This window comes from Ideonella alba, from assembly GCF_018069845.1.
Lineage (GTDB): Bacteria > Pseudomonadota > Gammaproteobacteria > Burkholderiales > Burkholderiaceae_C > Ideonella > Ideonella alba.
This window is the reverse complement of record NZ_JAGQDD010000004.1, coordinates 62,367-85,804: the sequence shown is the minus strand read 5'-3', so window position 1 is coordinate 85,804 and position 23,438 is coordinate 62,367. Positions and strand designations below refer to the sequence as shown.

Here is a 23,438-nt window from a genome sequence, read left to right as displayed (position 1 = left end):
ACGCCATGCCCCCCGTTCACACCGCTGATGCCTGGCTGCGCCTGGCGCTGCTGGCCATGGCACTGGCCGCCGTGCCACTGGCATGGTGGTGGTTTCGGCAGCGTCGGCAGCCCATGGCACGGCGGCTGGCGGCGCTCACCGCGCTGACCCTGTTCCTGACCCTGGACCTGATCGCCTTTGGTGCCTTCACGCGCCTGAGCGACTCGGGCCTGGGCTGCCCCGATTGGCCGGGCTGCTATGGCCGGGCCAGCCCGGTGGGCGCGAGTGCGCACATTGCGGCGGCCGAGGCCGTGCTGCCCGATGGCCCGGTGACGCAGACCAAGGCCTGGATCGAGATGACCCATCGCTACCTGGCCATGGCGGTGGGTCTGCTGATCCTGATCAGCGCCGTGGCCAGCTGGCGGCACAGGCAGGTGCTGCCGCACTCGTGGCTCTGGAGCCTGGGCACGCTGGCCTGGGTGATCGTGCAAGGCCTGTTCGGCAAGTACACGGTGACGCTCAAGCTGTATCCGGCCATCGTCACCCTGCACTTGCTGGGCGCGGTGACCCTGCTGGCCTTGCTGGTGATCCAGCATGCGTCGTTCACACGCCGCGCTGAGGCGCCCATCCCGGCGGCCACGGCGCGCTGGCTGCCCTGGGCCCTGGTGGCCCTGGTCATGCAGATCGCGCTGGGCGGCTGGGTCAGCACCAACTATGCCGTGCTGGCGTGCCAGGACTTTCCGGGCTGCAACGGCGACGGCTGGCCGACCATGGCCTGGACCGAGGGCTTCGCGCTGCTGCGCGAACTGGGCCACACCGCCGACGGCCGCATCCTGTCCTTCGAGGCGCTGGTGGCGATCCACTGGACCCATCGGCTGTTTGCGCTGGTGGCTGCCCTGGCGGTGGGGACCGTGGCCGTGTGCCTGTGGCGCGTGCCAGGCTGGCGCCGGCCGGCAGCGTGGCTGGCCGGTCTGCTGCTGCTGCAGGTGCTGACCGGGCTGAGCAACGTGGTGCTGCGCTGGCCGTTGCTGGGCGCGCTGATGCACACCGTCGGGGCCGCCAGCCTGGCGGGCGTGCTGGTGTCGGTGATCGCGCGGCGGCGCTTCAGCGCTTCGGCCGGTTCCTGAGCATGGCGCTCATGTCGTCGAGGCCGATGCGAACCTCGGCGCTGACGGCCGGCCCGCGGTCCAGGCCACGGATGGCGTGCCCGTAGACCAGTTCCAGGCGCAGCGCGATGCGGCCCTGCGCGTCGGCGCGCGCTGACAGCGCGTCCAGCAGCCGTTGTCGCCACGACGGCGTGCGCAGGCCGCTGAAGCGCGCCGGGTCGGCGTTGGCGCCAAGCTCGCGCAACTCGGCCAGCAGCGCCTCGGGCGACGACCAGGTCAGGGTCAGCGTCTCCTGGTCCATCACCGGGCCCTCGTAGCCGGCGGCCACCAGCATGTCGCCCAGGTCGTGCATGTCGACCAGCGGTGCCATCGGCGAGCCCCAGCCCGCCTGGTCGTAGAGCTGGCGCAACGCGTCCAGCGTGCCCGGGCCCAGGGTGCTGAACATCAGCGCGCCCTCGGGCGCCAGACGCCGGCGCCAAGCGGCCAGCAGCGCCGGCGGATCGGCGGCCCAGTGCAGTTGCATCACCGACCACAGCAGGTCGGCTTCACCATCGGCCAGCGCGGTCGGCGCGGGGCTCAGCAGGCGCTGCCACCAGCGGCCGCCCGGCGCCGGCGCACCGGCGCGGTCGATCTGTGCGTCGGGACAGGCCTCGGCCAGGACCGAGGCCGGGCCGCCTGCGCTGCCGGACAGGTCCAGCACCCGCCGAGGCGCCTGACGGAACACGACCAGGCGCTCGGCCAGTCGGCGCGCGGATTCGGCATGCAGCCAGGGCGCGGCGCCGGCCCGCTGCTGACGCTCCTGCACGCGCTGCGCGGTCCGGGCGTCCAGCGCGCGAGGGGCGGGGGAGGTGCTCATGGCGCGGCAGTATATTGAGGCCATGCCGACGCCCGCCGCCCTGGGGACATGGTTGCCAACCTGGCGGCCCGCGCCGCCGCCGCAGGTCTGCGCGGTCTGCGGCGGCTGGGCGCGCGGCCCGGCCTGCCCGGAATGCCTGGCCCGCTTCGCGGCGCCGCGGCCGCGCTGCGGGCGCTGCGCGCTGCCCCTGCCGGCCGGGCAGCCGCTGTGCGGGCGCTGCCAGCTGTCGCCGCCGCCCTTCAGCCGCGCGGTGGTGGCGCTGGACTATGGATTTCCATGGGACCGCCTGGTGTCACGCTGGAAGCAGTCGGGCGACCTGGCGCTGACGGGTCTGTTCGCGCTGCTGATGCGTCCGGTGCTGTCGGCCGAGCCGCCAGTGGACGCGGTGCTGCCCATGCCCGCCTCACCTGCGCGCCTGCGCGAGCGCGGCTACGACCAGGCGCTGCTGCTGGCCCGCGCGGTGGATGCGCGCGCCGATGGCGGCCTGCTGCGCCGCTGGCGCGACACGCCGCACCAGACCGGCCTGGACCGGGCCGCGCGCCAGGCCAATCTGCGCGGCGCCTTCATGCTGGCGCCGGGCCGGCGTGCCGAGGTGCAGGGGCGCCACCTGGCGCTGGTCGATGATGTGATGACCACCGGCGCCAGCGTCACCGAGGCCAGCCGGGTGCTGCGTGAGGCCGGCGCCGCCTCGGTCAGCCTGTGGCTGCTGGCGCGCACCCCTGAGTGAGCGGGCCGACAATCGGGGCATGTTCCGCATCGTCCTGGTCCACCCCGAGATCCCGCCCAACACCGGCAACGTTATCCGCCTGGCGGCCAACACCGGCTGCGCGCTGCACCTGATTGAGCCGCTGGGCTTCTCGATGGACGACAAGCTGCTGCGCCGTGCCGGCCTGGACTACCACGAGTACGCGCCCGTGCGCCGGCATGCCGACTGGGACGCCTTCGTGGCGGCCGAGCAGCCCGACCCGGCGCGCTGCTTCGCCTTCACCACCCGCGGCAGCCGGCCGCTGGGCGAGCTGGCATGGCAGCCGGGCGACGTGCTGGTCTTCGGGGCCGAGAGCGCCGGTCTGCCGGCCGCGCTGCGCGAGCGCTTCCCGCCCGCGCAGCGGGTGCGGCTGCCGATGCGGCCGGGTCAGCGCAGCCTGAACCTGAGCAATGCCGTGGCGGTGGCGGTGTTCGATGCCTGGCGCAGCCAGGGCTATGCCGGCAGCTGAGCCGTGTTCTTCGGCCCTCAGACCAGCTCGTCCACCAGCGCCAGCAGGCGGGCGATGTCCACCGGCTTCGTGACGTAGCCGCGCACGCCGGCCGCCTGGGCGCTGGCCAGGCGCTCCTGGGTGGCGTCGGCCGACACGGCCAGCACCGGCACCTCGGCCAGGTGCGGATCGGCGCGCCAGCGGGCCAGCACCTCCAGACCGTCCATGTCGGGCAGGTGCATGTCCAGCAGCAGCAGGTCAGGCAACTGGGCGCGGGCGGCGGCCAGGCCTTCGGCGCCGGTGGCGGCCACCGTCAGGCTCAGCCAGGGCCGCTGCGCGAGCACGCCGCGCATCACCTCGGCATTGGTCTCGTTGTCCTCGATGTAGAGCACATGGGCGGGCGCACGCACCGGCACCGGCGCACCCGCCGTGGCGGGCGCGGCCTCCGAGGCCGGGTCGGCGCCGGCGGCCGGCAGGCACAGGCGGAAAACCGAGCCCTGGCCCGGCGCGCTGCGCGCCTGCAGCTGGCCGCCCATGGCCTCGGCCAGGCGCAGGCTGATCACCAGACCCAGGCCGGTGCCTTCGACACCCGAATGCTCGCGGCCCAGCCGGTTGAAGGGCTCGAACAGATGGGCCAGCTGCTCCGGCGTCAGGCCCTCGCCTTCGTCGGCCACCTCGATGCACACGCCGTCCCCGTGATCGACCACGCTGCAGCGCACCGCGCCACCCTCGCGGTTGTACTTGGCGGCATTGCTCAGCAGGTTGGTCAGGATCTGGCGCAGGCGCAGCGGATCGGCCCAGACCCGCCGGGTGCTCTGGCTGCGCACCGGCTCGAAGACCAGGCGGCGGGGGGCCGCCGTGGGCGCCAGCATGGTGATGCATTCCTGCAGCAGCACGGCCGGGTCCACCGACTGCGGACTCAGCCGCAACTCGCCCGATTCGATGCGCGCCAGGTCCATCATTTCGTTGATCAGACCCAGCAGGTGCCAGCCGGCCTGCTGCACCTGGTCGTTCCACTCGCGCTGGCGCGGCGTCAGCGCCGGTGAGCGCTCCAGGCCCAGCAGCTGGCCAAAGCCCAGGATGGCGTTCAGCGGCGTGCGCAGCTCGTGGCTGATGCGCGACAGGAATTCGCTCTTGGCGCGGCTGGCGGCCTCGGCGCTTTCGCGCGCACGCTCGGCCTGGGCCAGACGCAGGTGCTCGGTGACGTCCTCGATCACGCCCACCACATGGTGCGGCCGGCCCTCGGCGTCGCGCAGCAGGCCCAGGGTGACCTGCACTTCCAGCGGCTCGGCGCCCTCGCGCTGCAGCTGGCGCCGCGCCTGCCACAGGCCGCGGGTGTCGGCCAGTTGCGCCACCAGCGCGCGGTCATGGCCTTCGGGGCCGGGCAGCAGGCGCGCCAGGCTCAGGCGGGCCAGCGCCTCGGCGGCGCCGTCCGGCGGCAGACCCAGCATCGTGCGCAGGCGTGGGTTGGCCTCGCGCAGCTGGCCTTCCAAGTCGGCATAGACCACGCCGGTGGGGATGTTGTCGACGATGGCGCGCCAGCGGGCCTCGCTGTCGCGCAGCCGCTCCTCGGCGCGGCGGCGTTCCTGCACCTCGTGGCGCAGGTCGCTGGTGCGCTCGGCCACCGCGTCCTCGACCCGCCGCTGGCGGCCGGTGATCGACAGCAGCAGCATGCCCAGCAGGCCGGCGAACAGCAGGCCGCCCACGCCGAACAGGCCGGTCAGCCAGGGTGCATCGTCCGGCACCTGGCTGGGCGCGGCGCTGAGCCGCAGCTCCCAGCTGCGGCCGCCGAAGCTGGTCAGGCGGCGGTAGCTGAGATGGCCGGCCGGCAGGGCCGCGGCGCAGGCCGGTGGGCCGGCCAGCAGGGCCCGCGGTCCCTGGCCGTCGCGATCGACCAGGCAGGCTGTCAGGTAGGGCGGCGCGGTGGCCATGATGCGCGACAGCGTTTCACCGGTGCGCAGGGTCACGAAGGCCACGCCCTCCAGCCGGGCCCTTGGACCCTGGCCCAGCACCTGGCCGTCCGGCCGCATCACCGCGCGGTAGACCACCACGCCGGTCTCGTCGCCCAGCGCCTGGGTCAGGCGGAAGCCTTCGCTGGCACGGGCCTGTTCGTCCGCCAGTGCGCGTCCGATGGCCTGGCGAACCGCCGGGATCGACAACTGGTTGACGCCCAGCGCCACCTGGTTCGGGCCGAGCGGCGTGATGCGGCGCATGGCCACCACGTCCTCGTCGTCGGCGGTCAGGCTGGGCGGCGCGTCGGCGCGGTTGAACACCCGCCAGGCCCGACCATCCCGGGCGGCGATCCGGGCCTGGGCAGCGGCCAGGTCCGCGCGCATCAGCCGCTGACCGAAGCCCAGCGCCACCAGGTGCGGCGACTCCTTGAGCCAGGCCTGGGCGGCGCGGTCGAACTCGTCCACGGTGACGTCGTCCGAGGCCAGGTACAGGCCGTGGATGGCCTCCAGTGCATGCAGCGGCGTGCGCAGGCCCCAGTCGAAGACGTCGGCGGTGCGGGTGGCGTCGCGCTCGAAGGCGCTGCGCAGGCGCTGGGCGTCACCCCGGCCGACCAGCAGCGTGGTGGTGGCCACCGCGGCCACCAGCGCCAGCATCGGCAGCGCCACCGTCAGCCGGCGCGAGCGCCACAGGTGCGCCGGCTGGCCGACCAGCGTGAGCGCGATCGGCGCACCCAGCAGCACGCCCAGTGCGTCGCCAGTCCACCAGGACAGCCAGGTGCTGACCAGGGCGTCGCGGCCCAGTGCGCCGGTGCCGCCCAGCACCGACACGGCCACGCTGGCGCTGACGGTGCAGGCCAGCACGCCGGCCAGCAGGAACAGCTGCAGCACGTCGCGCGGCTCGGACAGGTCGCGCGGCGGCCGCAGTCGGCGGCGCACCAGGCGCGCGCCCAGCTCGGCCTGGGCCGCCGCACCCAGCGCGATCAGGCCACCGCTGAGCAGGCTGATCCAGTCGGTCTGGCCGCGGGCACTGCCCAGCAGGGTGTTGACGGCGAAGGCCCCCAGCAGGCTGCCCACCCAGCCGGCGCGCCCCCAGGTCAGCGTGGCGACCAGGGCGATGCCGGTCGACGGGTACAAGGGGGCCGCGAACGACGGCGGCGCCGCCAGCCACAGCGCCAGGGCCGCCGTGGCGGCGTAAGCCAGCGCGGTCAGCAGCGCCACCCCGGCCTGGCGGGCCAGGGCGCTGGGGGCGTTCTCGGCGTGGCCGGAGCTCATCGTGGGGCGCTGGCAGGCGCGCAGGCCGGAAGCAGGCTCAGACGTTGAACAGGAAGTTCATCACGTCGCCATCCTTGACGACGTACTCCTTGCCTTCGGCGCGCATCTTGCCGGCATCCTTGGCGCCCTGCTCGCCCTTGAACTGGATGAAGTCCTCGTAGGCGATGGTCTGGGCGCGGATGAAACCACGTTCGAAATCGCCATGGATGACCCCGGCAGCCTGCGGCGCGGTGTCACCGATGTGGATGGTCCAGGCGCGCACCTCCTTCACGCCGGCGGTGAAGTAGGTCTGCAGGCCCAGCAGCTTGAAGGCGGCGCGGATCAGGCGGTTCAGGCCCGGCTCGTCCTGGCCCATCTCGGCCAGGAAGAGGGCGCGGTCCTCGTCATCCATCTCGGCCAGCTCGCTCTCGGTCTTGGCACAGATGGCCACCACCTCGCCCTTCTGGGCGGCGGCATACTCGCGCAGGCGGTCGAGGAAGGGGTTGTTCTCGAAACCGGTCTCGGCCACGTTGCCGACGAACATCGCCGGCTTGGCGGTGATCAGGCACAGCGGCTTGAGCAGCACCCACTCTTCCTTGCTGAACTCGACCGAGCGCACCGGCCTGGCTTCGTCCAGCGCGGCGCGGCACTTCTCGAGCACCTTGACCAGGGCCGCCGCCTCCTTGTCGTTGCCGCTCTTGGCCGCCTTGGTGTAGCGCTGCAGGCTCTTCTCGACCGTGCTCAGGTCGGCCAGGCACAGCTCGGTCTGGATGACCTCGATGTCGGCGATCGGGTCGACCTTGCCGGCCACGTGGATCACGTTCTCGTCCTCGAAGCAGCGCACCACGTTGACGATCGCGTCGGTCTCGCGGATGTGGCTGAGGAACTGGTTGCCCAGGCCTTCGCCCTTGCTGGCGCCCGCCACCAGACCGGCGATGTCGACGAACTCGACGATGGCCGGCAGCACCCGCTCGGGCTGGACGATCTGGGCCAGCGCGGCCAGGCGCGGATCGGGCACCTCGACCACGCCCACATTGGGCTCGATCGTGCAGAAGGGGTAGTTCTCGGCGGCGATGCCGGCCTTCGTCAGGGCATTGAACAGGGTGGACTTGCCGACGTTGGGCAGGCCAACGATGCCGCACTTGAGGCTCATGGGGATTCCTGGGGTTCTGGGGGGCGCTGGAGGTTTCCAGGCATAACCCGCCATTTTAGGGCGGTGCCTACAATGCCGGGATGGTTTCGCCCGACGTTCGCATCCTCGGCACCGGCATCGTCAGCCGCGCCGCTGCGCTGGCGCTGTCGCACGACGGCTTGTCGGTGGCGGTGCAGCGCCGCGCCGCGCCAACGTCGGCCGACCTGCGTGCCTATGCGCTGAATGCCGCGTCGGTGGCCTTGCTTGAGCGCCTGCGCGTCTGGGACAGCCTGCCCGCCGATGCCCGCACCGCCGTGCAGGACATGCGTGTGCAGGGCGACCAGGGCGCGGTGATCGGCTTCTCGGCCTGGCAGCAGGGCGTGGACGCGCTGGCCTGGATCGTCGACGCAGCCGCGCTGGAAGACACGCTGGAGGCCGCGCTGCGCTTCGCCCCGCGCATCAGCGTGCAGGACGAGCCCGCTGCAGCGGCGCTCACCGTGATCGCCGAGGGCAAGGCCTCGGCCGCCCGTGAGGCGCTGGGGGTGCGCTTCGAGCGCCACGGCTACGGCCACCATGCGCTGGCCGCCCGCCTGGTCAGCGACCAGCCGCACCAGGGCCTGGCCCGCCAGTGGTTCCGCTCGCCCGATGTTCTGGCGCTGCTGCCACTGGACCGGCCGCAGCCCGGCGCGTCGTACGCGCTGGTCTGGTCGCAGCCCGAGGCCCAGGCGCGGCATTGGCGCGACGCACCGGCGGCGGAGCTGGAAGCCGCGCTGGCCGAGGCCACCGGCGGTGCGGCCGGCGCGCTGCACCTGGCCAGCGAGCGCGCCACCTGGCCGCTGTCGCTGGGCCATGCCAGCGCCACCACCGGCCCCGGCTGGGCGCTGCTGGGCGACGCCGCGCATGTGGTGCACCCGCTGGCCGGGCAGGGCCTGAACCTGGGCCTGGCCGACGTGCTCTCGCTGTCCGAGGTGCTGGCCGCGCGCGAACCCTGGCGGGCGCTGGGCGACCCGGCGCTGCTGCGCCGCCATGCCCGCCGCCGCAGCGGCCCCAACCACCTGATGGCCGGCACCACCGACGGCCTGTGGCAACTCTTTGGCCATCCGCACCCGCTGCTGCGGGAACTTCGCCACCACGGATTGACTCTGGTTGACAGGATGCCGCCGCTCAAGCGCTGGCTGATCGACCGCGCACTCGGCGCCTGACCGGCCGCCACAAGGACCCCCGATGACCCGTACCACCCCGCTGTTCCGCTCGATCGGCCTGTCGGCCCTGATGGCCGTGGCCACGCTGGCGCAGGCTGACGAAGCCACGATCCGCAAGGTCCTGGCCGATCGCATGCCCAACCTGCCGCCGATCGACGAGGTCAGCCGCACGCCGATGGGCGGCCTGTGGGAGGTGCGCCTGGGCACCGACGTGCTCTACACCGACGATGGCGGCAACTTCCTGATCGAAGGCAGCCTGTTCGACACCAAGACCCGCACCGACCTCACCAAGGCCCGGGTCGACAAGCTCACCGCCATCGACTTCGGCAGCCTGCCGCTGAAGGACGCGATGGTCCAGAAGCAGGGCAGCGGCGCGCGCAAGCTGGTGGTCTTCGCCGACCCGAACTGCGGCTACTGCAAGCGCCTGGAGCGCGACCTGCTGAAGGTGAAGGACGTCACGATCTACACCTTCCTCTACCCGGTGCTGGGCCCCGACAGCACGGTCAAGACCAAGGACATCTGGTGCGCCAAGGATGCCCAGAAGACCTGGCGCGCCTGGATGATCGACGGCGTCACGCCGCCCAAGTCGGTCGGTGAATGCGACACCACGGCGATCGACCGCAACTCCGCCATGGGCCGCAAGTTCCGTGTCCAGGGCACGCCGGCCATCGTCTTCGAGGACGGCTCCCGCTCGCCAGGCGCCATGCCCGCGAACCTGATCGAGAAGCGCCTGGCCGATCTGCAGAAGAAGGGCTGAAGGCCCGACACAGGGGGGGCGGGAACGCCTGCGCCGGCAAAGGTGGCGCGGCGCAGCGACAATCGCCCGCCATGAATGCTCCCACCCGTGCCCTGGCGCTGCATGAGCCGCCCGCCGATGCGGCGCGCCTGTCCTACCTGGGCCTGCTGCCCTTCGTGTTCGGCGCTGCGCTGCTGTGGCTGATCGACAGCCCTGAGCCCCACGCTTTCGTGGCGCTGGCCTTGGCCGCCTATGGTGCCACCGTGCTGGCCTTCCTGGGTGGCGTGCACTGGGGCCTGACGATGAACGCCCATGGCGAACCCCCCACGGCCCGGCGCTGGGCCGTCGTGCCGCCGCTGGTGGGCACGCTGGCGGTGGTGATGCCGGCCTACTCCGGCCTGCCGCTGGTGGGCATGATGCTGGTGGTGTGCTACCTGGTGGACCGCCGCCTCTACCCCCAGGCCCAGCTGGCCCACTGGCTGACCCTGCGCTTCCGTCTGACCGTGGTGGCAGCGCTGTGCTGCTTCCTGGCGGCCGCCGCCACCTGAGCGACCGAGCGTCGTTCAACCCCCGCCGCCTGGCCCCATCCACTGCTCCGCCGCTGAGCCCGAGGACCCCCACCCGATGGCCCGCATCGCCTACCGTATCGAGCTGCCCGAGCCGGGCACCCACCGCTACCGCGTCACGCTGACCGTGCCGCAGCCGCAGGCGCTGCAGGAGCTGGCGCTGCCGGTGTGGATACCGGGCAGCTACATGCTGCGCGAGTTCGCGCGCCACCTCAGCCGCCTCGAGGCCCGCCAGGGCGGCCGCGCCTGCGCACTGCGCCAGCTCGACAAGACCCGCTGGGTGGCCGAGTGCCACGGCCGCGCGGCGCTAGTGCTGAGCTACGAGGTCTATGCCTTCGACCCTTCGGTGCGCACCGCCTGGCTCGACGACACCCGCGGCTTCTTCAACCCCACCAGCCTGTGTCTGCAGGTGGTGGGCCGCGAGGCCGAACCCCACGAGCTGCAGATCGGCACCCTGCCACGCGGCTGGGAGGTCGCCACCGCGATGACGCCGCTGCCCGGCCGCCGCCAGGCCTGGCTGTGCGCCGATTACGACGAGCTGGCCGACCACCCGGTGGAGCTGGGCGCCTTCTGGCGCGGCCAGTTCGAGGTGGCTGGCGCGGTGCACGAGTTCGTCGTCGCCGGCGCCTGGCCCGGCTTCGATGGCGAGCGCCTGCTGGCCGACACCCGCCGCCTGTGCGCCGCGCAGATCGCCTTCTGGCACGGTCGGCGCAAGCCGCCGTTCCAGCGCTACGTGTTCCTGCTGTGGGCGGTGGACGAGGGCTACGGCGGCCTGGAGCACCGTGCCAGCACCGCCCTGATCGCCAACCGCCGCGACCTGCCGCGCCTGGGCCAGAGCGCCAGCACCGATGGCTATGTCACGCTGCTGGGCCTGATCAGCCACGAGTACTTCCACACCTGGAACGTCAAGCGCCTGAAGCCGCGCGAGTTCCTTCGCTACGACTACCAGCGCGAGAACTACACCCAGCTGCTGTGGTTCTTCGAGGGCTTCACGTCCTACTACGACGACCTGTTCCTGCAGCGCACCGGCCTGATCGATGCGCCGCGCTACCTGAAGCTGCTGTCACGCGTGATCAACGGCGTGCGGGCCACCCCGGGCCGGCGCGTGCAGAGCGTCGCCGAGGCCAGTTTCGATGCCTGGAACAAGTACTACCGGCCCGACGAGAACACGCCCAACGCCACCGTCAGCTACTACACCAAGGGCTCGCTGATCGCGCTGTTGCTGGACCTGCGGCTGCGTGGCCGCGAGCAGTCGCTGGACGCCCTGATGCGTCTGCTGTGGGCACGCCACGCCAGCAGCGGTCTGACCGAGGACGACGTGCTGGCCGCCGTCACCGAACTGGGCGGCGCCGATCTGGCGCGCGAGCTGGCCCAGTGGGTGCATGGGCGTGACGAGCTGCCGCTGGAAGCCGCGCTGGCCGCCAGCGGCGTGCAGCTGAGCCAGGAGGGCAGCGGCTGGACGGCTGCGCTGGGCCTGAAGCTCAGCGAGGGCCCGGTCAGCGGCTGCCACGTCAAGCAGGTGCTGGACGGCAGCGCCGCCGCGCGCGCCGGCCTGTCCGCAGGCGACGAGCTGCTGGCGGTGGACGGCTGGCGCATCCGCCGCCTGGATGACGCCCAGGCCTGGGTGCGCGAGGGCCAGGCCTTCGAGCTGACCCTGGTGCGACAGCAGCGCCTGCGCACGCTGCGGGTGCAACCGGGGGGCGAGGCCGGCTTCACCCGCGCCTGGGCGCTGACGCTGCGCAGCGAGCCGGCCGCCGCCGCGGCGGCGCTTCGCCAGGGCTGGCTGGGCGCGTGATCGCGGCCATGCGGCGCTGGGGCAGCGGCGGCCGTCGGCTGGCGCTGGCCGGCCTCACCGTGCTGGTGTCCTGCGTGCACTTGGGCGCCGGCCAGTGGGTCTCGGCCAGCCTGGCGCTGAGCCGCGACGCGCCGCCCGCAGCGATCGACGTGCGCTTCATCCAGGAGATGGCGCTGACCGAGCCGCCGCCGCCCGCATTGCCACCGCCGGCCCGCCGTCCACGGCCCCAGCCGGTGGTGGCGGCCGAGCCGGCCGCCAGTGCCGTGGCCGAGGCGGCGTCGGCCCCGGTGCCGCCACCGCCGGTGGCCACGGCGCCGCCCGAGCCGGCCGATGACGCGGCCAGCGCCGTCGCCGAGGCGCCGTCGCCCGCGGCGTCGGCCCCGCCTCCCTTCGCCTGGCCGCCGTCCACCCAGCTGCTCTACGCGCTGGAGGGCTCCTACCGCGGCCCGATCGTCGGCGAGGCCCAGGTCGACTGGCTGCGCGAGGGCGAGCGCTACCAGGTGCGCCTGGAGGTGCGCGTGCCGCCGCTGTTCAAGCGCCGCATGCTCAGCGACGGCCTGCTGGGTGACGAGGGCCTGAGCCCCAGCCGCTACGACCAGGAAACCGAGGTGGCGCTGTCGGCGCCGCGGCGCGAGACCGTGCAGATCGATGGCGACCGGGTGCAACTGGCCAACGGCAAGTCCGAACCCCGACCGCCCGGGCTGCAGGACGTGGCCAGCCAGTTCGTGCAGATGACCTGGCTGTTCCTGACCCGGCCCGAGCTGGCCCAGACCGGGGCCACCGTGGAGCTGCCACTGGCCCTGCCACGCCGGGTGGGCCGCTGGATCTATCGCGTGCAGGAGCGCGGCCCGCTGGAGCTGCCCTTCGGCACGATCGATGCGGTGCACGTGGTGCCGCAGCGCGATAACGCCAAGCCGGGCGAACTGGCGGTGGAGCTGTGGGTGGCGCCGGGCCTGCTGTACCTGCCGGTGCGCATCGTCATCCGCCAGGATGCCGACAACTACCTGGACCTGCGTCTGAAGACCGCGCCGCGCATCGCGGTGCTGAACGCGCCGTCCTCCTGAGGCCGGGCCGAACGCCTCTATCATCGGCCCATCCCCCCGATGAACCCGCTGCCCCAGGTGCTGGGGCGGCCCGCAGGAGACTTTCATGGCCTACGAATGCATCCTCACCGAGGTGCGCGGCGACGGCGCGCTCAAGACCGGCGTCATCACCCTCAACCGCCCCAAGCAGCTCAATGCGCTGAACGACCAGCTGATGGACGAGCTGGGCGCCGCGCTGCTGGCCTTTGACGCCGACGACACCATCGGCTGCATCGTGCTGACCGGCAACGAGAAGGCCTTCGCCGCCGGCGCCGACATCTCGCTGATGGCGGGCTACAGCCACATGGACGCCTTCAAGAAGGGCCACATCTCGCGCAACTGGGAGACCATCCGCCAGGTCCGCAAGCCGGTGATCGCCGCGGTGGGCGGCTTCGCGCTGGGTGGCGGCTGCGAGCTGGCGATGATGTGCGACGTGCTCATCGCTGCCGACAGCGCGAAGTTCGGCCAGCCCGAGATCAAGCTGGGCATCGTGCCCGGTGCCGGCGGCACGCAGCGCCTGCCGCGCGCCATCGGCAAGGCCAAGGCCATGGAGATGCTGCTGACCGGCCGCATGATGGGTGCCGACGAGGCCGAGCGCAGCGGCCTGGTCTCGCGCGTGGTGCCGGCCGCCAGCCTGCTGGATGAGGCCCTGGTCACCGCCGGCCAGATCAACGCCATGGGCCAGCCCAGCGTGATGATGATCAAGGAACTGGTCAACGAGGCCTTCGAGAGCGGCCTGTCCACCGGTGTGCGCTACGAGCGCCGGCTGTTCCACGCGCTGTTCGGCACCGAGGACCAGCGCGAAGGCATGGGCGCCTTCCTGGAAAAGCGCCCGGCCAGCTTCACCCACCGCTGAGTGGCCCGGCCCGCCGCCCAGCCCACCCCGGCGGCCCACGATCCGCTGGCCGCGGCGCGCGCTGCGCTGGCGCGCCAGTGCCCGCCGCCGGCCGCCTTGCGCGCGCAGGCCACTGCGCTGCGCGAGGGCCAGTCGCTGCTGGCCGACCTGGAACTGCGCCAGCACCTGGCCGCTCACCCGGACGACGCCGACGCCTGGTGGCTGGCCGCGCAGGCCAGCGAGCGCCTGGACCGCGCGCCGCAGGCGATCGAGCAGCTGCAGCGTTGCCTGGCGCTGGCACCGGGCCATGACCCGGCACGCTGGCGGCTGGTTGAGCTGCTGCTGCGCGACGAGGAACTGGCTGCGGCGCGCCAGCACCTGGATCAGCTGCTGAGCCACCAGCCGGCGCAAGCCCTGTTCCTGCACCACCAGGCCAATGTGCTGGAGCGCCTGGGGCAGGGTGATCAGGTCCTGCCGCTGGTCGAGCGCCTGCTGGCCACCGCGCCGAAACAGCCGGCCTTCCAGGTGCGCCTGGGCCATGCGCTGCGCGTGGCCGGCCGCAGCACCGACTGCGTGGCCGCTTACCGTGCCGCGCTGCGCCTGCAGCCCGACTGCGGCGCCGCCTGGGCAGCGCTGGCCAACCTGAAGACCTGGCGTTTCGACGACGCGGACCTGGCTACGCTGCGCCAGCGACTGGGCCGCCGCAGCCTGCCTGAATCCGAACGCCCGGCGCTGCAGTTCGCGCTGGCGCGCGCGCTGGAACTGCGCGCCGAGTACGCCGAGAGCTTTGCGCTGTACCACCAGGCCAATCGCAGCCTGCGCGCGCGCATCCACTACGATGCGGGCGCCCTGCAGGCCATGGTCGACGCCCAGATCCAGGGCCTGGACGAGGCCTTCTTCGCGCGCTGTGCGGGGCAGGGCGATCCGTCAGCAGCGGCGATCTTCATCGTCGGCCGCCCGCGCTCGGGCTCCACGCTGGTCGAGCAGATGCTGGCCAGCCACCCGGCGGTGGAGGGCACCTCCGAGCTGCCCTATGTGGGCCACCTGGCGCGCGTGCTGGCCGAGCGCCGCAGCGGCGAGCTCGGACCCGCGCATGTGCGCGCGCTGCTGCAGCAGCCGCCCGAGCGCTGGGCGGCGCTGGGGCAGGACTACCTGCGCCGAGCCGGCGCCCACCGCCACAGCGACCGCCCGCGCTTCATCGACAAGAAGCCCGCCAACGTGCTGCACCTGGGCCTGATCCGCGCGATGCTGCCCAACGCCGCCATCGTCGATGTGCGGCGCCACCCGGTGGCCACTGCCTGGTCGATGTACAGCGCCTACGGCCGTGGTGCGCTGGCGCTGGAGGAACTGGGCCAGTACTACCGCCACTACCTGCGCCTGGTCAGCCACGTGCAGCGCCTGCAGCCGGGCCGCGTGCTCACGCTGCACTACGAATCACTGGTGCAGCAGCCCGAGCCGGTGCTGCGCCAGTTGCTGGACCATCTGGGCCTGCCCTGGGACGCCGCCTGCCTGCGTTTCCACGAGAACACCCGCCAGGTCCTCACCCCCAGCTCCGAGCAGGTGCGCCGACCGCTGGACCCGCAGGCCGTCGACCACTGGCGCCACTTCGAGCCCTGGCTGGGGCCCCTGTTCGAGGCGCTGGGCGAGGCGGCCGACTATTCGCTGCCGGCCGGCGGCACCCGCGCCTGAGTCACTCCACCACCTTCACGTCCTTCCAGAAGGCGATGCGCCCCTGGATCTCGGCGGCTGCGTCCTTGGGCGCGGCGTAGGTCCAGGCGGCGTCGGGCAGGGCGTCGCCATCGACGAAGACGGTCATGTACGAGGCCTCGCCCTTCCAGCTGCACATGGTGCGGGTGTTGCTGGGCAGCAGGTACTGCGGCTTGACCGCCGAGGCGGGAAAGTAGTGGTTGCCTTCGACCAGCACGGTGTCGTCGCTCTCGGCGATGACGGTGTTCTTCCAGATGGCGCGCATCGGTGTCTCCTGGGTGGGTGGTTCAGCCCGGCAAAGAGCGGGCAGCGGTGCCCTGGGGCAGGGCCTTGACCAGCTCGCCGATCAGGCGGCTGGCCTGGCGCATCAGCGGCGTGGGGCGCTTGTGGGCCGAGCTGGCCAGGCACAGCACGCTGATCAGCGGCGGGTCGGTGATCGGACGCACGGCGAGTTCATCGCCCCGTCCCGAGGCGGCCACGGCGCTGGCGGTGAGCACCGCGTGGCCGTGTCCGGCGGCCACCAGGTCGACGATGGCGGCGATGCTGGAGACCTCCCATCGCACCTGCAGCGTCAGCCCGGCCAGCGTGGCCTGGCTGTCGAGCTGGCGGCGGATCACGTGCTGACGTTCGGGCAGCACCAGCGGCAGCGGTGCCAGATCGCGGAAGGGCAGCGGACCACGCGTGGCGTCGCGTGCGCGCTGCACCAGGCACAGCCGTTCTTCCAGCAGCGGACGGAACTCCAGGCCGGGCTGGGTCTCGGGGTTGTGCACCAGACCCAGGTCGACCCGGCCGGTGCTGATCCACTCGGCCACATGGCTGGACAGGCCTTCCACCAGGGCCAGCCGCGCGCGGGGCAACTGGCGCTCGAAGGATTCGATCAAGGGCAGGGTGAGCTGGCGGCCAATGCTGGGCGGCACACCAATCGTGACATGCCCCACCGGTTCGTCGCGGCTGGCCCCCATGTCGGCCCGCGCCTGGGCCACCTGCTGCAGGATCTCGGTGGCATGGCCGAACAGCCGCCGACCGGCATCAGTCAGCACCACGCCACGGCCGTTGCGCAGCAGCAGCGTCTCTCGCAGGTCGATCTCCAGCGCCCGCACCTGGCGGCTCAAGGCCGGCTGGGCAATGTCCAGCACCACCGCCGCCTTGCTGAAGCTGCCCAGCTCAGCCACGCTGACGAAGTACTCCAGCTGCTTGAGGTTCATGTGGGCGATTATCGACAGCTGGACCGGGTGCGGCTGCAAACTGCCCGTTGCAGTCAGTCGAAGTGGCTGACTGCAAAGGGGGTGGCGCAGACAAGGCCCAAGCGGCCAGGGGCTGGCGGCGCAGACGGTGGCGGTCGGCTTCGCCGACTCCCCTGCGGTGCTCGCCACCCCGGGGTGGTCGCCAAACTCGCTACGCTCACCTGCGGTTCGCTGCGCTCAGACAGTGTCGACCAAGTCAGTGCGCGAGGCGCGCCTGCGGCGCGCGCCCCGGGGCGGCTGCGCTCCTCGGCGCCCCCGACAGCGCCGCCAGCCCCTGGCCGCTCGGTCCTTGTCTGGGGCAGACGTTGCGGGACTGCTCGCCTGGGCAGTCTCAGGACGGTGACCAGCGAGGTGGGGGAAAGGGGTCGAACGAAGTCAAGGAGGAGGCCGCAGGCCGGGGGACATGAGAGAGACCCCTTTCCCCCACCTCGCCTCCGGCACCTCCGCGCGCAGTGACTGCTCCGGGCGGTGAGCGGTCTGCTATAGGTTAATAAGATACTTAACTGAGAAGTCAAAACAACTGACTTCCACTTATCGTAGGGTCTTTCTAGCATGCACTCCATCGCATCTCAGACGGAGACCCAGCATGGACCAATCGAACCGCTACGCCGACCTTAGCCTGCGCGAGGAGGACCTGATCAAGGGTGGGCGCCACATCCTGGTGGCCTACAAGATGAAGCCGAAGGCGGGGCATGGCTATCTGGAAGCGGCTGCTCACTTTGCGGCTGAGTCCTCCACTGGAACGAACGTCGAGGTCAGCACCACCGACGAGTTCACCAAGGGCGTGGACGCGCTGGTCTACTGGATCGACGAGGCCAACGAGGACATGCGGATCGCCTACCCGCTGGACCTGTTCGACCGCAACATCACCGACGGCCGGATGATGATGGTCAGCTTCCTGACCCTGGTGATCGGCAACAACCAGGGCATGGGCGACATCCAGCACGCCAAGATCATCGACTTCTGGATGCCGCCGCGCGCTATCCAGCTGTTCGACGGCCCGAGCAAGGACATCTCCGACCTGTGGCGGGTGCTGGGCCGGCCGGTCCACAACGGCGGCTACATCGCGGGCACCATCATCAAGCCCAAGCTGGGCTTGCGGCCGGAGCCCTTCGCCAAGGCGGCCTACGAATTTTGGCTGGGCGGCGACTTCATCAAGAACGACGAACCGCAGGGCAACCAGGTCTTCGCTCCGATGAAGAAGACCATCCCGCTGGTGGTGGACGCCATGCGCCGCGCGATGGATGAGACCGGTGAGGCCAAGCTGTTCTCGGCCAACATCACCGCCGACGACCACCACGAGATGATTGCCCGCGGCGAGTACATCCTCGAGCAGTTCGGCCCCGACGCCGACAAGGTGGCCTTCCTGGTGGACGGCTATGTGGGCGGCCCCGGCATGATCACCACCGCCCGCCGCAACTTCCCCAACCAGTACCTGCACTACCACCGCGCCGGCCATGGCGCCGTCACCAGCCCCAGCGCCAAGCGCGGCTACACCGCCTATGTGCTGGCCAAGATGTCGCGCCTGCAGGGGGCCAGCGGCATCCACGTGGGCACCATGGGCTACGGCAAGATGGAGGGCGAGAAGGACGACCGCGCGATCGCCTACATCATCGAGCGCGACAGCTACACCGGCCCGGTCTACCACCAGGAGTGGTTCGGCATGAAGCCCACCACGCCGATCATCTCGGGCGGCATGAACGCGCTGCGCCTGCCCGGCTTCTTCGAGAACCTGGGCCACGGCAACGTCATCAACACCGCGGGTGGCGGCAGCTACGGCCACATTGATTCGCCGGCCGCCGGTGCGCGCAGCCTGCGCCAGGCCTACGACTGCTGGAAGGCCAAGGCCGACCCGATCGAATGGGCCAAGGAGCACCGCGAGTTCGCGCGCGCCTTCGAGAGCTTCCCGAAGGACGCCGACGCCTTGTACCCGGGCTGGCGCGAGAAGCTGGTCGGCATCCACCGCTGAGCCCCGCCATGGACCCGCTGCACGATTGGCGCATCACCGCCGAGCCGCGCTACCAGCCGCAGGGCGACGAGGTGGCGCTGTTCGAGGCCGCCTGGGCCGCCCGGCTGCCGGTGATGCTCAAGGGCCCCACCGGCTGCGGCAAGAGCCGCTTCGTCGAGCACATGGCCTGGAAGCTGGGCCGGCCGCTGGTCACCGTGGCCTGCAACGAGGACATGACCGCCGCCGACCTGGTGGGCCGCTTCCTGCTGGAGCCTGACGGCACCCGCTGGCAGGACGGCCCGCTGACGCTGGCCGCGCGCCATGGCGGCATCTGCTACCTGGACGAGGTGGTCGAGGCGCGGCAGGACACCGTGGTCGTCATCCACGCACTGACCGACCACCGCCGCCAGCTGCCGCTGGACAAGAAGGGCGAACTGCTGCGCGCCCACCCGGATTTCCAGCTGGTCATCTCCTACAACCCCGGCTACCAGAGCCTGGTCAAGGACCTGAAGCCCAGCACCCGGCAACGTTTCTGCGCGTTTGATTTCGACTATCCCGCCGCGGCCCAGGAAGCCGCGGTGCTGGTGGCCGAAACCGGCGTGGCCGCACCCCTGGCCGCGCAACTCATCGAGGTGGCCCATGCGGCACGCCGTCTGAAGGGCCACGGCCTGGCCGAGGGCATCTCCACCCGGCTGCTGGTCAACGCCGGCACGCTGATCCAGCGCGGCGTGGCGCCCGCGGCGGCGGCCCGCATGGCGATGGTGCAGCCCATCACCGACGACGCCGACATCCGCGAGTCGCTGGAGCACGCGATCGACGCCTTGCTCGCCTGAAGGCCATGCTCGCCCCCCAGTCCAGCACCCGCCACCCGCTGTGGCGCGAACGCCTGGGCCGCGTCTTCCTCGAGGTGGACGCCGTCTTCGATGACGCGCTGGACCGCGGCCTGCCGCTGCTCAGCGACACCGGCGCTGGCGAGTGGATGGACCTGTGCGCCTGGCTGGCCCGCCTGGGCCGAGGTCCCGAGCCCGTGCTGGCCGCACTCGAGGCCTGGCCCGAGGTCGCCCACGCCGCCGGCGAAGCGGTCATGCATCCGCTGCGCGAGGCCATCGGCACGTTCCAGAAATCACCCAACGGCCGCGCCATCGCGCCGCTGCTGCAGAGCCTGCCCGCGGTGGCGCGGCGCCTGCCGTCCGAGCCCGCGCTGCGCCGCTACCTGCAACTGGTGGTGGGGCTGATGCAGCGCACCAGCGTGTCCATCCACGGCCGCCACGCCACCGAGCCCAGCCCCGGCCTGCCGGCGCTGCTGCAGGCCGCGCCGCGCCTGGTGGCCCAGGTGCCGCTGGACGGCCTGGCGCGCTGGATCGAGGCCGGCATCCGCGCCCACGGCGGCCACCCGCAGCGCCAGATCGCCTTCTTCGCCGCCGAATCCGACGACAGCCGTGCCCTGCTGCAGCGCGAGCGCCACGGCACGCTGCTGATGGATGCCCAGCGCCGCCTGCAGTGCACGCTGCAGTCGCTGTGGCAGTGGGACGCCACGCTGGTCCCGCAACCGGTGGACGCCGAGGCCCCGCTGCCCCAGCCCTGGCTGGCCAACGACGGCGACGCTGACACCCCGCTGTGGGGCCTGCGCCTGCCCGAGGTGCTGGACGAGGTGAACGGCATCAGCGCCAGCACCCGCTACCGCCTGATGATCGGCCACCTGGCACTGCACCGCCGCCACAGCCAGGCGCTGGTGGCAGACAACTGGAGCCCGCTGCAGCGCCTGGCCGTGGAATGCCTGGAAGATGCCCGCGTGGACCGGGCCCTGCTGCAGCGCTGCCCCGGCCTGCGCAGCGCCATGCAGGCGCTGCACCCCTGCCCGACGCTGGACAGCGTGGATGAATCGCGCCAGAGCGGCCTGCGCGTGCGCCTCACGCGGCTGTCGCACGCGCTGCTGTTCGGCGCGCCCAAGGACGTGCTCGAGGACGAGACGCTGGCCGCCTTCGACGCTGCGCTGGCTGACGGCGCCGACAGCACGGCGATGTCCCGCCTGGCGCTGGGCTGGGCCGCACGCAGCCGCCGCGCCAGCGACCAGTTCGCCGACGTGGTGTTCGACGGCACCCAGGTCGACTGGCGCGACGACAACCGCCACCTCTGGCGCTTCATCGAGGACGGCGACGAGGAACAGTCCTTCGACGACGCCGCCCGCCGCCTGCCACACCACGACGAGCACGGCCTGCCCCCGCGCCGACATCCCGAGTGGGACGAGGGCGCGCAGCAGCTGCGCCCCGACTGGGTCAGCGTCTACGACCATCTGCAGCCCGCCGGCGATGCGTCCGAGATCGATCGGCTGCTGCAGCGCCACGCCGGCACCGCGCGTCACCTGCAGCGGCTGCTGCAGCACCTGCGCCCGCAGGACCGCGCGCGCCTGCGCCGCCAGGTGGAGGGCAGCGAACTGGACCTGGACGCCGCGGTGCGCGCCCTGGTGGACGCCCGCGCCAGCGGCCAGGCGGTGGACACCCGGGTGCAGATGAGCACCCGCCCCGAGGGCCGGCGCTTCGCGGTCACGCTGCTGCTGGACCTGTCGGCGTCGGTCAACGACCCGGTGCCCGGCGCACCGGGCGAGACCGTGCTGTCGCTCAGCCGCGCCGCCGTCGCGCTGCTGGCGCAGGCGGTGGACGCGCTGGGCGACCAGCTGGCCATCGTCGGCTTCCACTCCAACACCCGCCATGAGGTGCGTATGTGGCACCTCAAGGGCTTTGGCGAGCGCTGGTCCGACGGCCACCCCGCCGCCCGTCTGGCGGGCGTGCAAGGCGCCTTCAGCACCCGCCTGGGCGCCGCACTGCGCCACGCCGGCGATGCGCTGCTGGCCCGCCCCGCCGACCAGCGCCTGATGCTGGTGCTGACCGACGGTGTGCCCAGCGATGTCGACGCGCCGGACCCGCAGCACCTGGTGGCCGATGCCGCGCATGCCGTGCGCACGCTGGCCGGCCAGGGCCTGCCGGTGCACGCGGTCAGCGTGGACCGCGCGGCGGACGACTACCTGCGGCGCATCTTCGGCAAGCGCTTCAGCGTGGTCGACCGGGTGGAGCAGTTGCCGCGGCGGCTGCCGGAAGTCTTCGCCGCGCTGACCCGCTGACGCCCCGCGCATCCCGCGTTTGCCAGTCTGGCGGCGCGCCTGGGTGGCCCGCAGAATCGTCCGCATCCGTCGTGCCATCCCGGCCGCCGGCCACGACCACAGCGAGAGGATGCCGGCCATGATGAACACCCCCACCCGTTTGGATGCTTCGCCCATGCTCCACCAGGAGCCGGCACGTCGCGCGCGCCAATGGCTTCGGACATGGACGCTGGCGGGTGGGCTGCTGGCCGCGGCGGCCTGCCAGGCCGCCCCCTACACCTTCACCGACCTGGGCACCCTGGGCGGTACCTCCAGCAGCGCGACCAGCATCAACGCCGCCGGCCAGGTGGTGGGCTGGAGCCAGATGCCCGATGGCTCCCAGCGGGGCTTTCTCTGGCAGGCGGGCACGATGACCAACCTGGGCACGCTGGGCGGCAGCAGCAGCGGGGCGCAGTCGATCAATGATGCCGGCCAGATCGCCGGCTATTCGCTGCTGGCGGGCGACCGCGACCTGCACGTGGTGCGCTGGGACGGCCTGACACCCACCGACCTGGGCACGCTGGGCGGCACCGCCGGCTATGGCAACGGGATCAACGCCAAGGGCGACGTGGTGGGCGAATCCACGCGCACCGGCGACCAGCAGTCGGTGGCAGGCCGCTGGAGCCAGGGCCAGGCCACCGACCTGGGCACCATCGGTGGCCAGACCAGCGCCGCCTATGCGGTCAACACCCGGGGCGTGGTGGTGGGCTACAGCAGCACCGCGGGCGACAGCGGCACGCGCGGTGTGGTCTGGGACCAGGGCACGGCCACCGCGCTGCCCACGCTGGGCGGCAACCTGGGCTTTGCCCTGGGCATCAACCGCAGTGGCACTGTGGTGGGCTACGCCAGCGTGCCCGGCGACACCGCCCTGCGCGCCGTGAGCTGGACCTTGGGCGTGGCCACCGACCTGGGCACGCTGGGCGGCGACAACAGCCAGGCCCAGGGCATCAACCGCCGCGGCCACATCGTCGGCGCCAGCCAGGCCACCGGGGGGTTCTTCTACCGCGCCACGCTGTGGAAGGGCAAGCGCGTCATCGACCTGAACGACCTGCTGGACGCGCCCACCCGCGCCGCCGGCTGGGTGCTGACCAGTGCGACGGCGATCAACAACCTGGGCTGGATCGTCGGTCAGGCGCAGAACACCCTCAGCGGGCAATCCCGGGCGTATCTGCTGACGCCCTGAGGGGCACTCACCGGGCGTAGGATGGGGCCATGCGCGCCCTTGCTTCTGCCACGCTGGCCCTGTTGCTCTGCGCCTGCGCCACGCCGTCCCGCTGGACCACCGGCGAGCCGCTGAACGGCGTGGTCGCCCGCCTGGGCTACCCGACCTACGAGTTCCCCGGCGAGAACGGCCAGCGCGTGCTGGAGTACGCGACCGGCCCCTTCGGCAAGTTCACCTACCAGCTGCGCTTCGCCGCGGACGAGCGCCTGCTGTCGGCCGAGCAGGTGCTGACCGAGGCGAACTTCGCCACCATCGTCGCGGGCATGAGCACCGAGGACCTGCGCCGGCGCATCGGGCCGCCGGCCAAGCGCTTCCGCGTGGCGCGGCCGCCGCAAACGGTCTGGGCCTACCGCTACGACGCGCCCTTCTGCCAGTGGTTCATGGTGGGCGTGGGCGACGATGGCCGGGTGATGGACACGGCCTACGGGCCCGATCCGGCCTGCGAGGTCAACGACGGCGATCTGCTGTCGATGGGCCGGCGGCGCTGAGCGCCGGC

20 protein-coding genes are annotated in these 23,438 nt (G+C 72.2%); 15 read left to right on the top strand and 5 right to left on the bottom strand.

Annotation, left to right across the window (positions count from 1 at the left end; translation table 11 throughout):
- Positions 1–5 precede the first annotated feature (5 nt).
- Positions 6–1,106 carry a COX15/CtaA family protein gene (locus tag KAK03_RS08040; RefSeq protein WP_210853179.1) on the top strand — a complete coding sequence of 367 codons (1,101 nt, stop codon included), beginning with the start codon at positions 6–8 and terminating at the stop codon, positions 1,104–1,106.
- On the opposite strand, the gene KAK03_RS08035 is transcribed toward KAK03_RS08040, so the two are convergent.
- Positions 1,084–1,941 (bottom strand): methyltransferase domain-containing protein, encoded by an 858-nt coding sequence (locus KAK03_RS08035; protein ID WP_210853172.1) that lies wholly within the window; start codon positions 1,939–1,941, stop codon positions 1,084–1,086. The genes KAK03_RS08040 and KAK03_RS08035 overlap by 23 nt on opposite strands.
- A 22-nt stretch (positions 1,942–1,963) precedes the next feature.
- On the opposite strand from KAK03_RS08035, the gene KAK03_RS08030 reads away from it, so the two are divergent.
- Both KAK03_RS08030 and KAK03_RS08025 read left to right on the top strand, forming a co-directional pair.
- Positions 1,964–2,668 carry a ComF family protein gene (locus KAK03_RS08030; protein WP_210853170.1) on the top strand — a complete coding sequence of 235 codons (705 nt, stop codon included), beginning with the start codon at positions 1,964–1,966 and terminating at the stop codon, positions 2,666–2,668.
- 19 nt (positions 2,669–2,687) lie between these two features.
- Positions 2,688–3,155 carry a tRNA (cytidine(34)-2'-O)-methyltransferase gene (locus tag KAK03_RS08025; RefSeq protein ID WP_210853169.1) on the top strand — a complete coding sequence of 156 codons (468 nt, stop codon included), beginning with the start codon at positions 2,688–2,690 and terminating at the stop codon, positions 3,153–3,155.
- Between the two features lie 17 nt (positions 3,156–3,172).
- On the opposite strand, the gene KAK03_RS08020 is transcribed toward KAK03_RS08025, so the two are convergent.
- Both KAK03_RS08020 and ychF read right to left on the bottom strand, forming a co-directional pair.
- Complete coding sequence (locus KAK03_RS08020; RefSeq protein WP_210853167.1) at positions 3,173–6,358, bottom strand: ATP-binding protein; 3,186 nt, start codon at positions 6,356–6,358, stop codon at positions 3,173–3,175.
- Positions 6,359–6,395: 37 nt separating this feature from the next.
- Positions 6,396–7,490: a redox-regulated ATPase YchF gene (gene ychF / locus KAK03_RS08015; RefSeq protein ID WP_210853166.1), complete on the bottom strand. Its 1,095-nt coding sequence runs from the start codon at positions 7,488–7,490 to the stop codon at positions 6,396–6,398.
- 80 nt (positions 7,491–7,570) lie between these two features.
- On the opposite strand from ychF, the gene KAK03_RS08010 reads away from it, so the two are divergent.
- The 7 genes from KAK03_RS08010 to KAK03_RS25390 all read left to right on the top strand — a co-directional run bounded on the left by KAK03_RS08010 (position 7,571) and on the right by KAK03_RS25390 (position 15,374).
- Positions 7,571–8,671 (top strand): FAD-dependent monooxygenase, encoded by a 1,101-nt coding sequence (locus tag KAK03_RS08010; protein ID WP_210853159.1) that lies wholly within the window; start codon positions 7,571–7,573, stop codon positions 8,669–8,671.
- Positions 8,672–8,693: 22 nt separating this feature from the next.
- Positions 8,694–9,428 carry a DsbC family protein gene (locus tag KAK03_RS08005; RefSeq protein ID WP_210853157.1) on the top strand — a complete coding sequence of 245 codons (735 nt, stop codon included), beginning with the start codon at positions 8,694–8,696 and terminating at the stop codon, positions 9,426–9,428.
- Between the two features lie 71 nt (positions 9,429–9,499).
- Positions 9,500–9,955, top strand: coding sequence for a DUF3429 domain-containing protein (locus KAK03_RS08000; RefSeq protein WP_210853155.1), 456 nt, complete (start codon positions 9,500–9,502; stop codon positions 9,953–9,955).
- A gap of 76 nt (positions 9,956–10,031) precedes the next feature.
- On the top strand, positions 10,032–11,768 hold the full coding sequence (locus tag KAK03_RS07995) for a M61 family metallopeptidase (protein ID WP_210853153.1): 1,737 nt from the start codon (positions 10,032–10,034) through the stop codon (positions 11,766–11,768).
- Positions 11,765–12,832, top strand: a complete 1,068-nt coding sequence (locus KAK03_RS07990; RefSeq protein ID WP_210853151.1) for a DUF3108 domain-containing protein — start codon at positions 11,765–11,767, stop codon at positions 12,830–12,832. Before KAK03_RS07995 ends, KAK03_RS07990 begins: the two co-directional genes overlap by 4 nt.
- An 85-nt stretch (positions 12,833–12,917) precedes the next feature.
- On the top strand, positions 12,918–13,706 hold the full coding sequence (locus tag KAK03_RS07985; RefSeq protein ID WP_210853149.1) for an enoyl-CoA hydratase: 789 nt from the start codon (positions 12,918–12,920) through the stop codon (positions 13,704–13,706).
- On the top strand, positions 13,707–15,374 hold the full coding sequence (locus tag KAK03_RS25390; RefSeq protein ID WP_210853147.1) for a tetratricopeptide repeat-containing sulfotransferase family protein: 1,668 nt from the start codon (positions 13,707–13,709) through the stop codon (positions 15,372–15,374). It abuts the gene before it with no gap.
- A gap of 1 nt (position 15,375) precedes the next feature.
- On the opposite strand, the gene KAK03_RS07975 is transcribed toward KAK03_RS25390, so the two are convergent.
- Both KAK03_RS07975 and KAK03_RS07970 read right to left on the bottom strand, forming a co-directional pair.
- A complete protein-coding gene (locus KAK03_RS07975) occupies positions 15,376–15,657 on the bottom strand; it encodes a DUF427 domain-containing protein (RefSeq protein ID WP_210853145.1) in 282 nt (93 codons plus the stop codon).
- Positions 15,658–15,679: 22 nt separating this feature from the next.
- The gene (locus tag KAK03_RS07970) at positions 15,680–16,597 is read right to left on the bottom strand and encodes a LysR substrate-binding domain-containing protein (RefSeq protein WP_210853144.1); all 918 of its coding nucleotides are present in this window, start codon (positions 16,595–16,597) and stop codon (positions 15,680–15,682) included.
- Positions 16,598–17,222: 625 nt separating this feature from the next.
- Here KAK03_RS07970 and KAK03_RS07965 point away from each other — a divergent pair.
- From KAK03_RS07965 to KAK03_RS07945, 5 genes are all read left to right on the top strand, one after another.
- The gene (locus tag KAK03_RS07965) at positions 17,223–18,605 is read left to right on the top strand and encodes a ribulose-bisphosphate carboxylase (RefSeq protein WP_210853142.1); all 1,383 of its coding nucleotides are present in this window, start codon (positions 17,223–17,225) and stop codon (positions 18,603–18,605) included.
- 8 nt (positions 18,606–18,613) lie between these two features.
- Entirely contained in the window at positions 18,614–19,417 is an 804-nt protein-coding gene (locus KAK03_RS07960) for a CbbQ/NirQ/NorQ/GpvN family protein (RefSeq protein ID WP_210853140.1), read from the top strand.
- A 5-nt stretch (positions 19,418–19,422) separates the two neighbouring features.
- Positions 19,423–21,702 (top strand): nitric oxide reductase activation protein NorD, encoded by a 2,280-nt coding sequence (locus tag KAK03_RS07955; protein WP_210853139.1) that lies wholly within the window; start codon positions 19,423–19,425, stop codon positions 21,700–21,702.
- Between the two features lie 154 nt (positions 21,703–21,856).
- On the top strand, positions 21,857–22,903 hold the full coding sequence (locus KAK03_RS07950) for a hypothetical protein (protein WP_210853136.1): 1,047 nt from the start codon (positions 21,857–21,859) through the stop codon (positions 22,901–22,903).
- A gap of 29 nt (positions 22,904–22,932) precedes the next feature.
- Positions 22,933–23,430: a hypothetical protein gene (locus tag KAK03_RS07945; RefSeq protein WP_210853134.1), complete on the top strand. Its 498-nt coding sequence runs from the start codon at positions 22,933–22,935 to the stop codon at positions 23,428–23,430.
- Positions 23,431–23,438 lie beyond the last annotated feature (8 nt).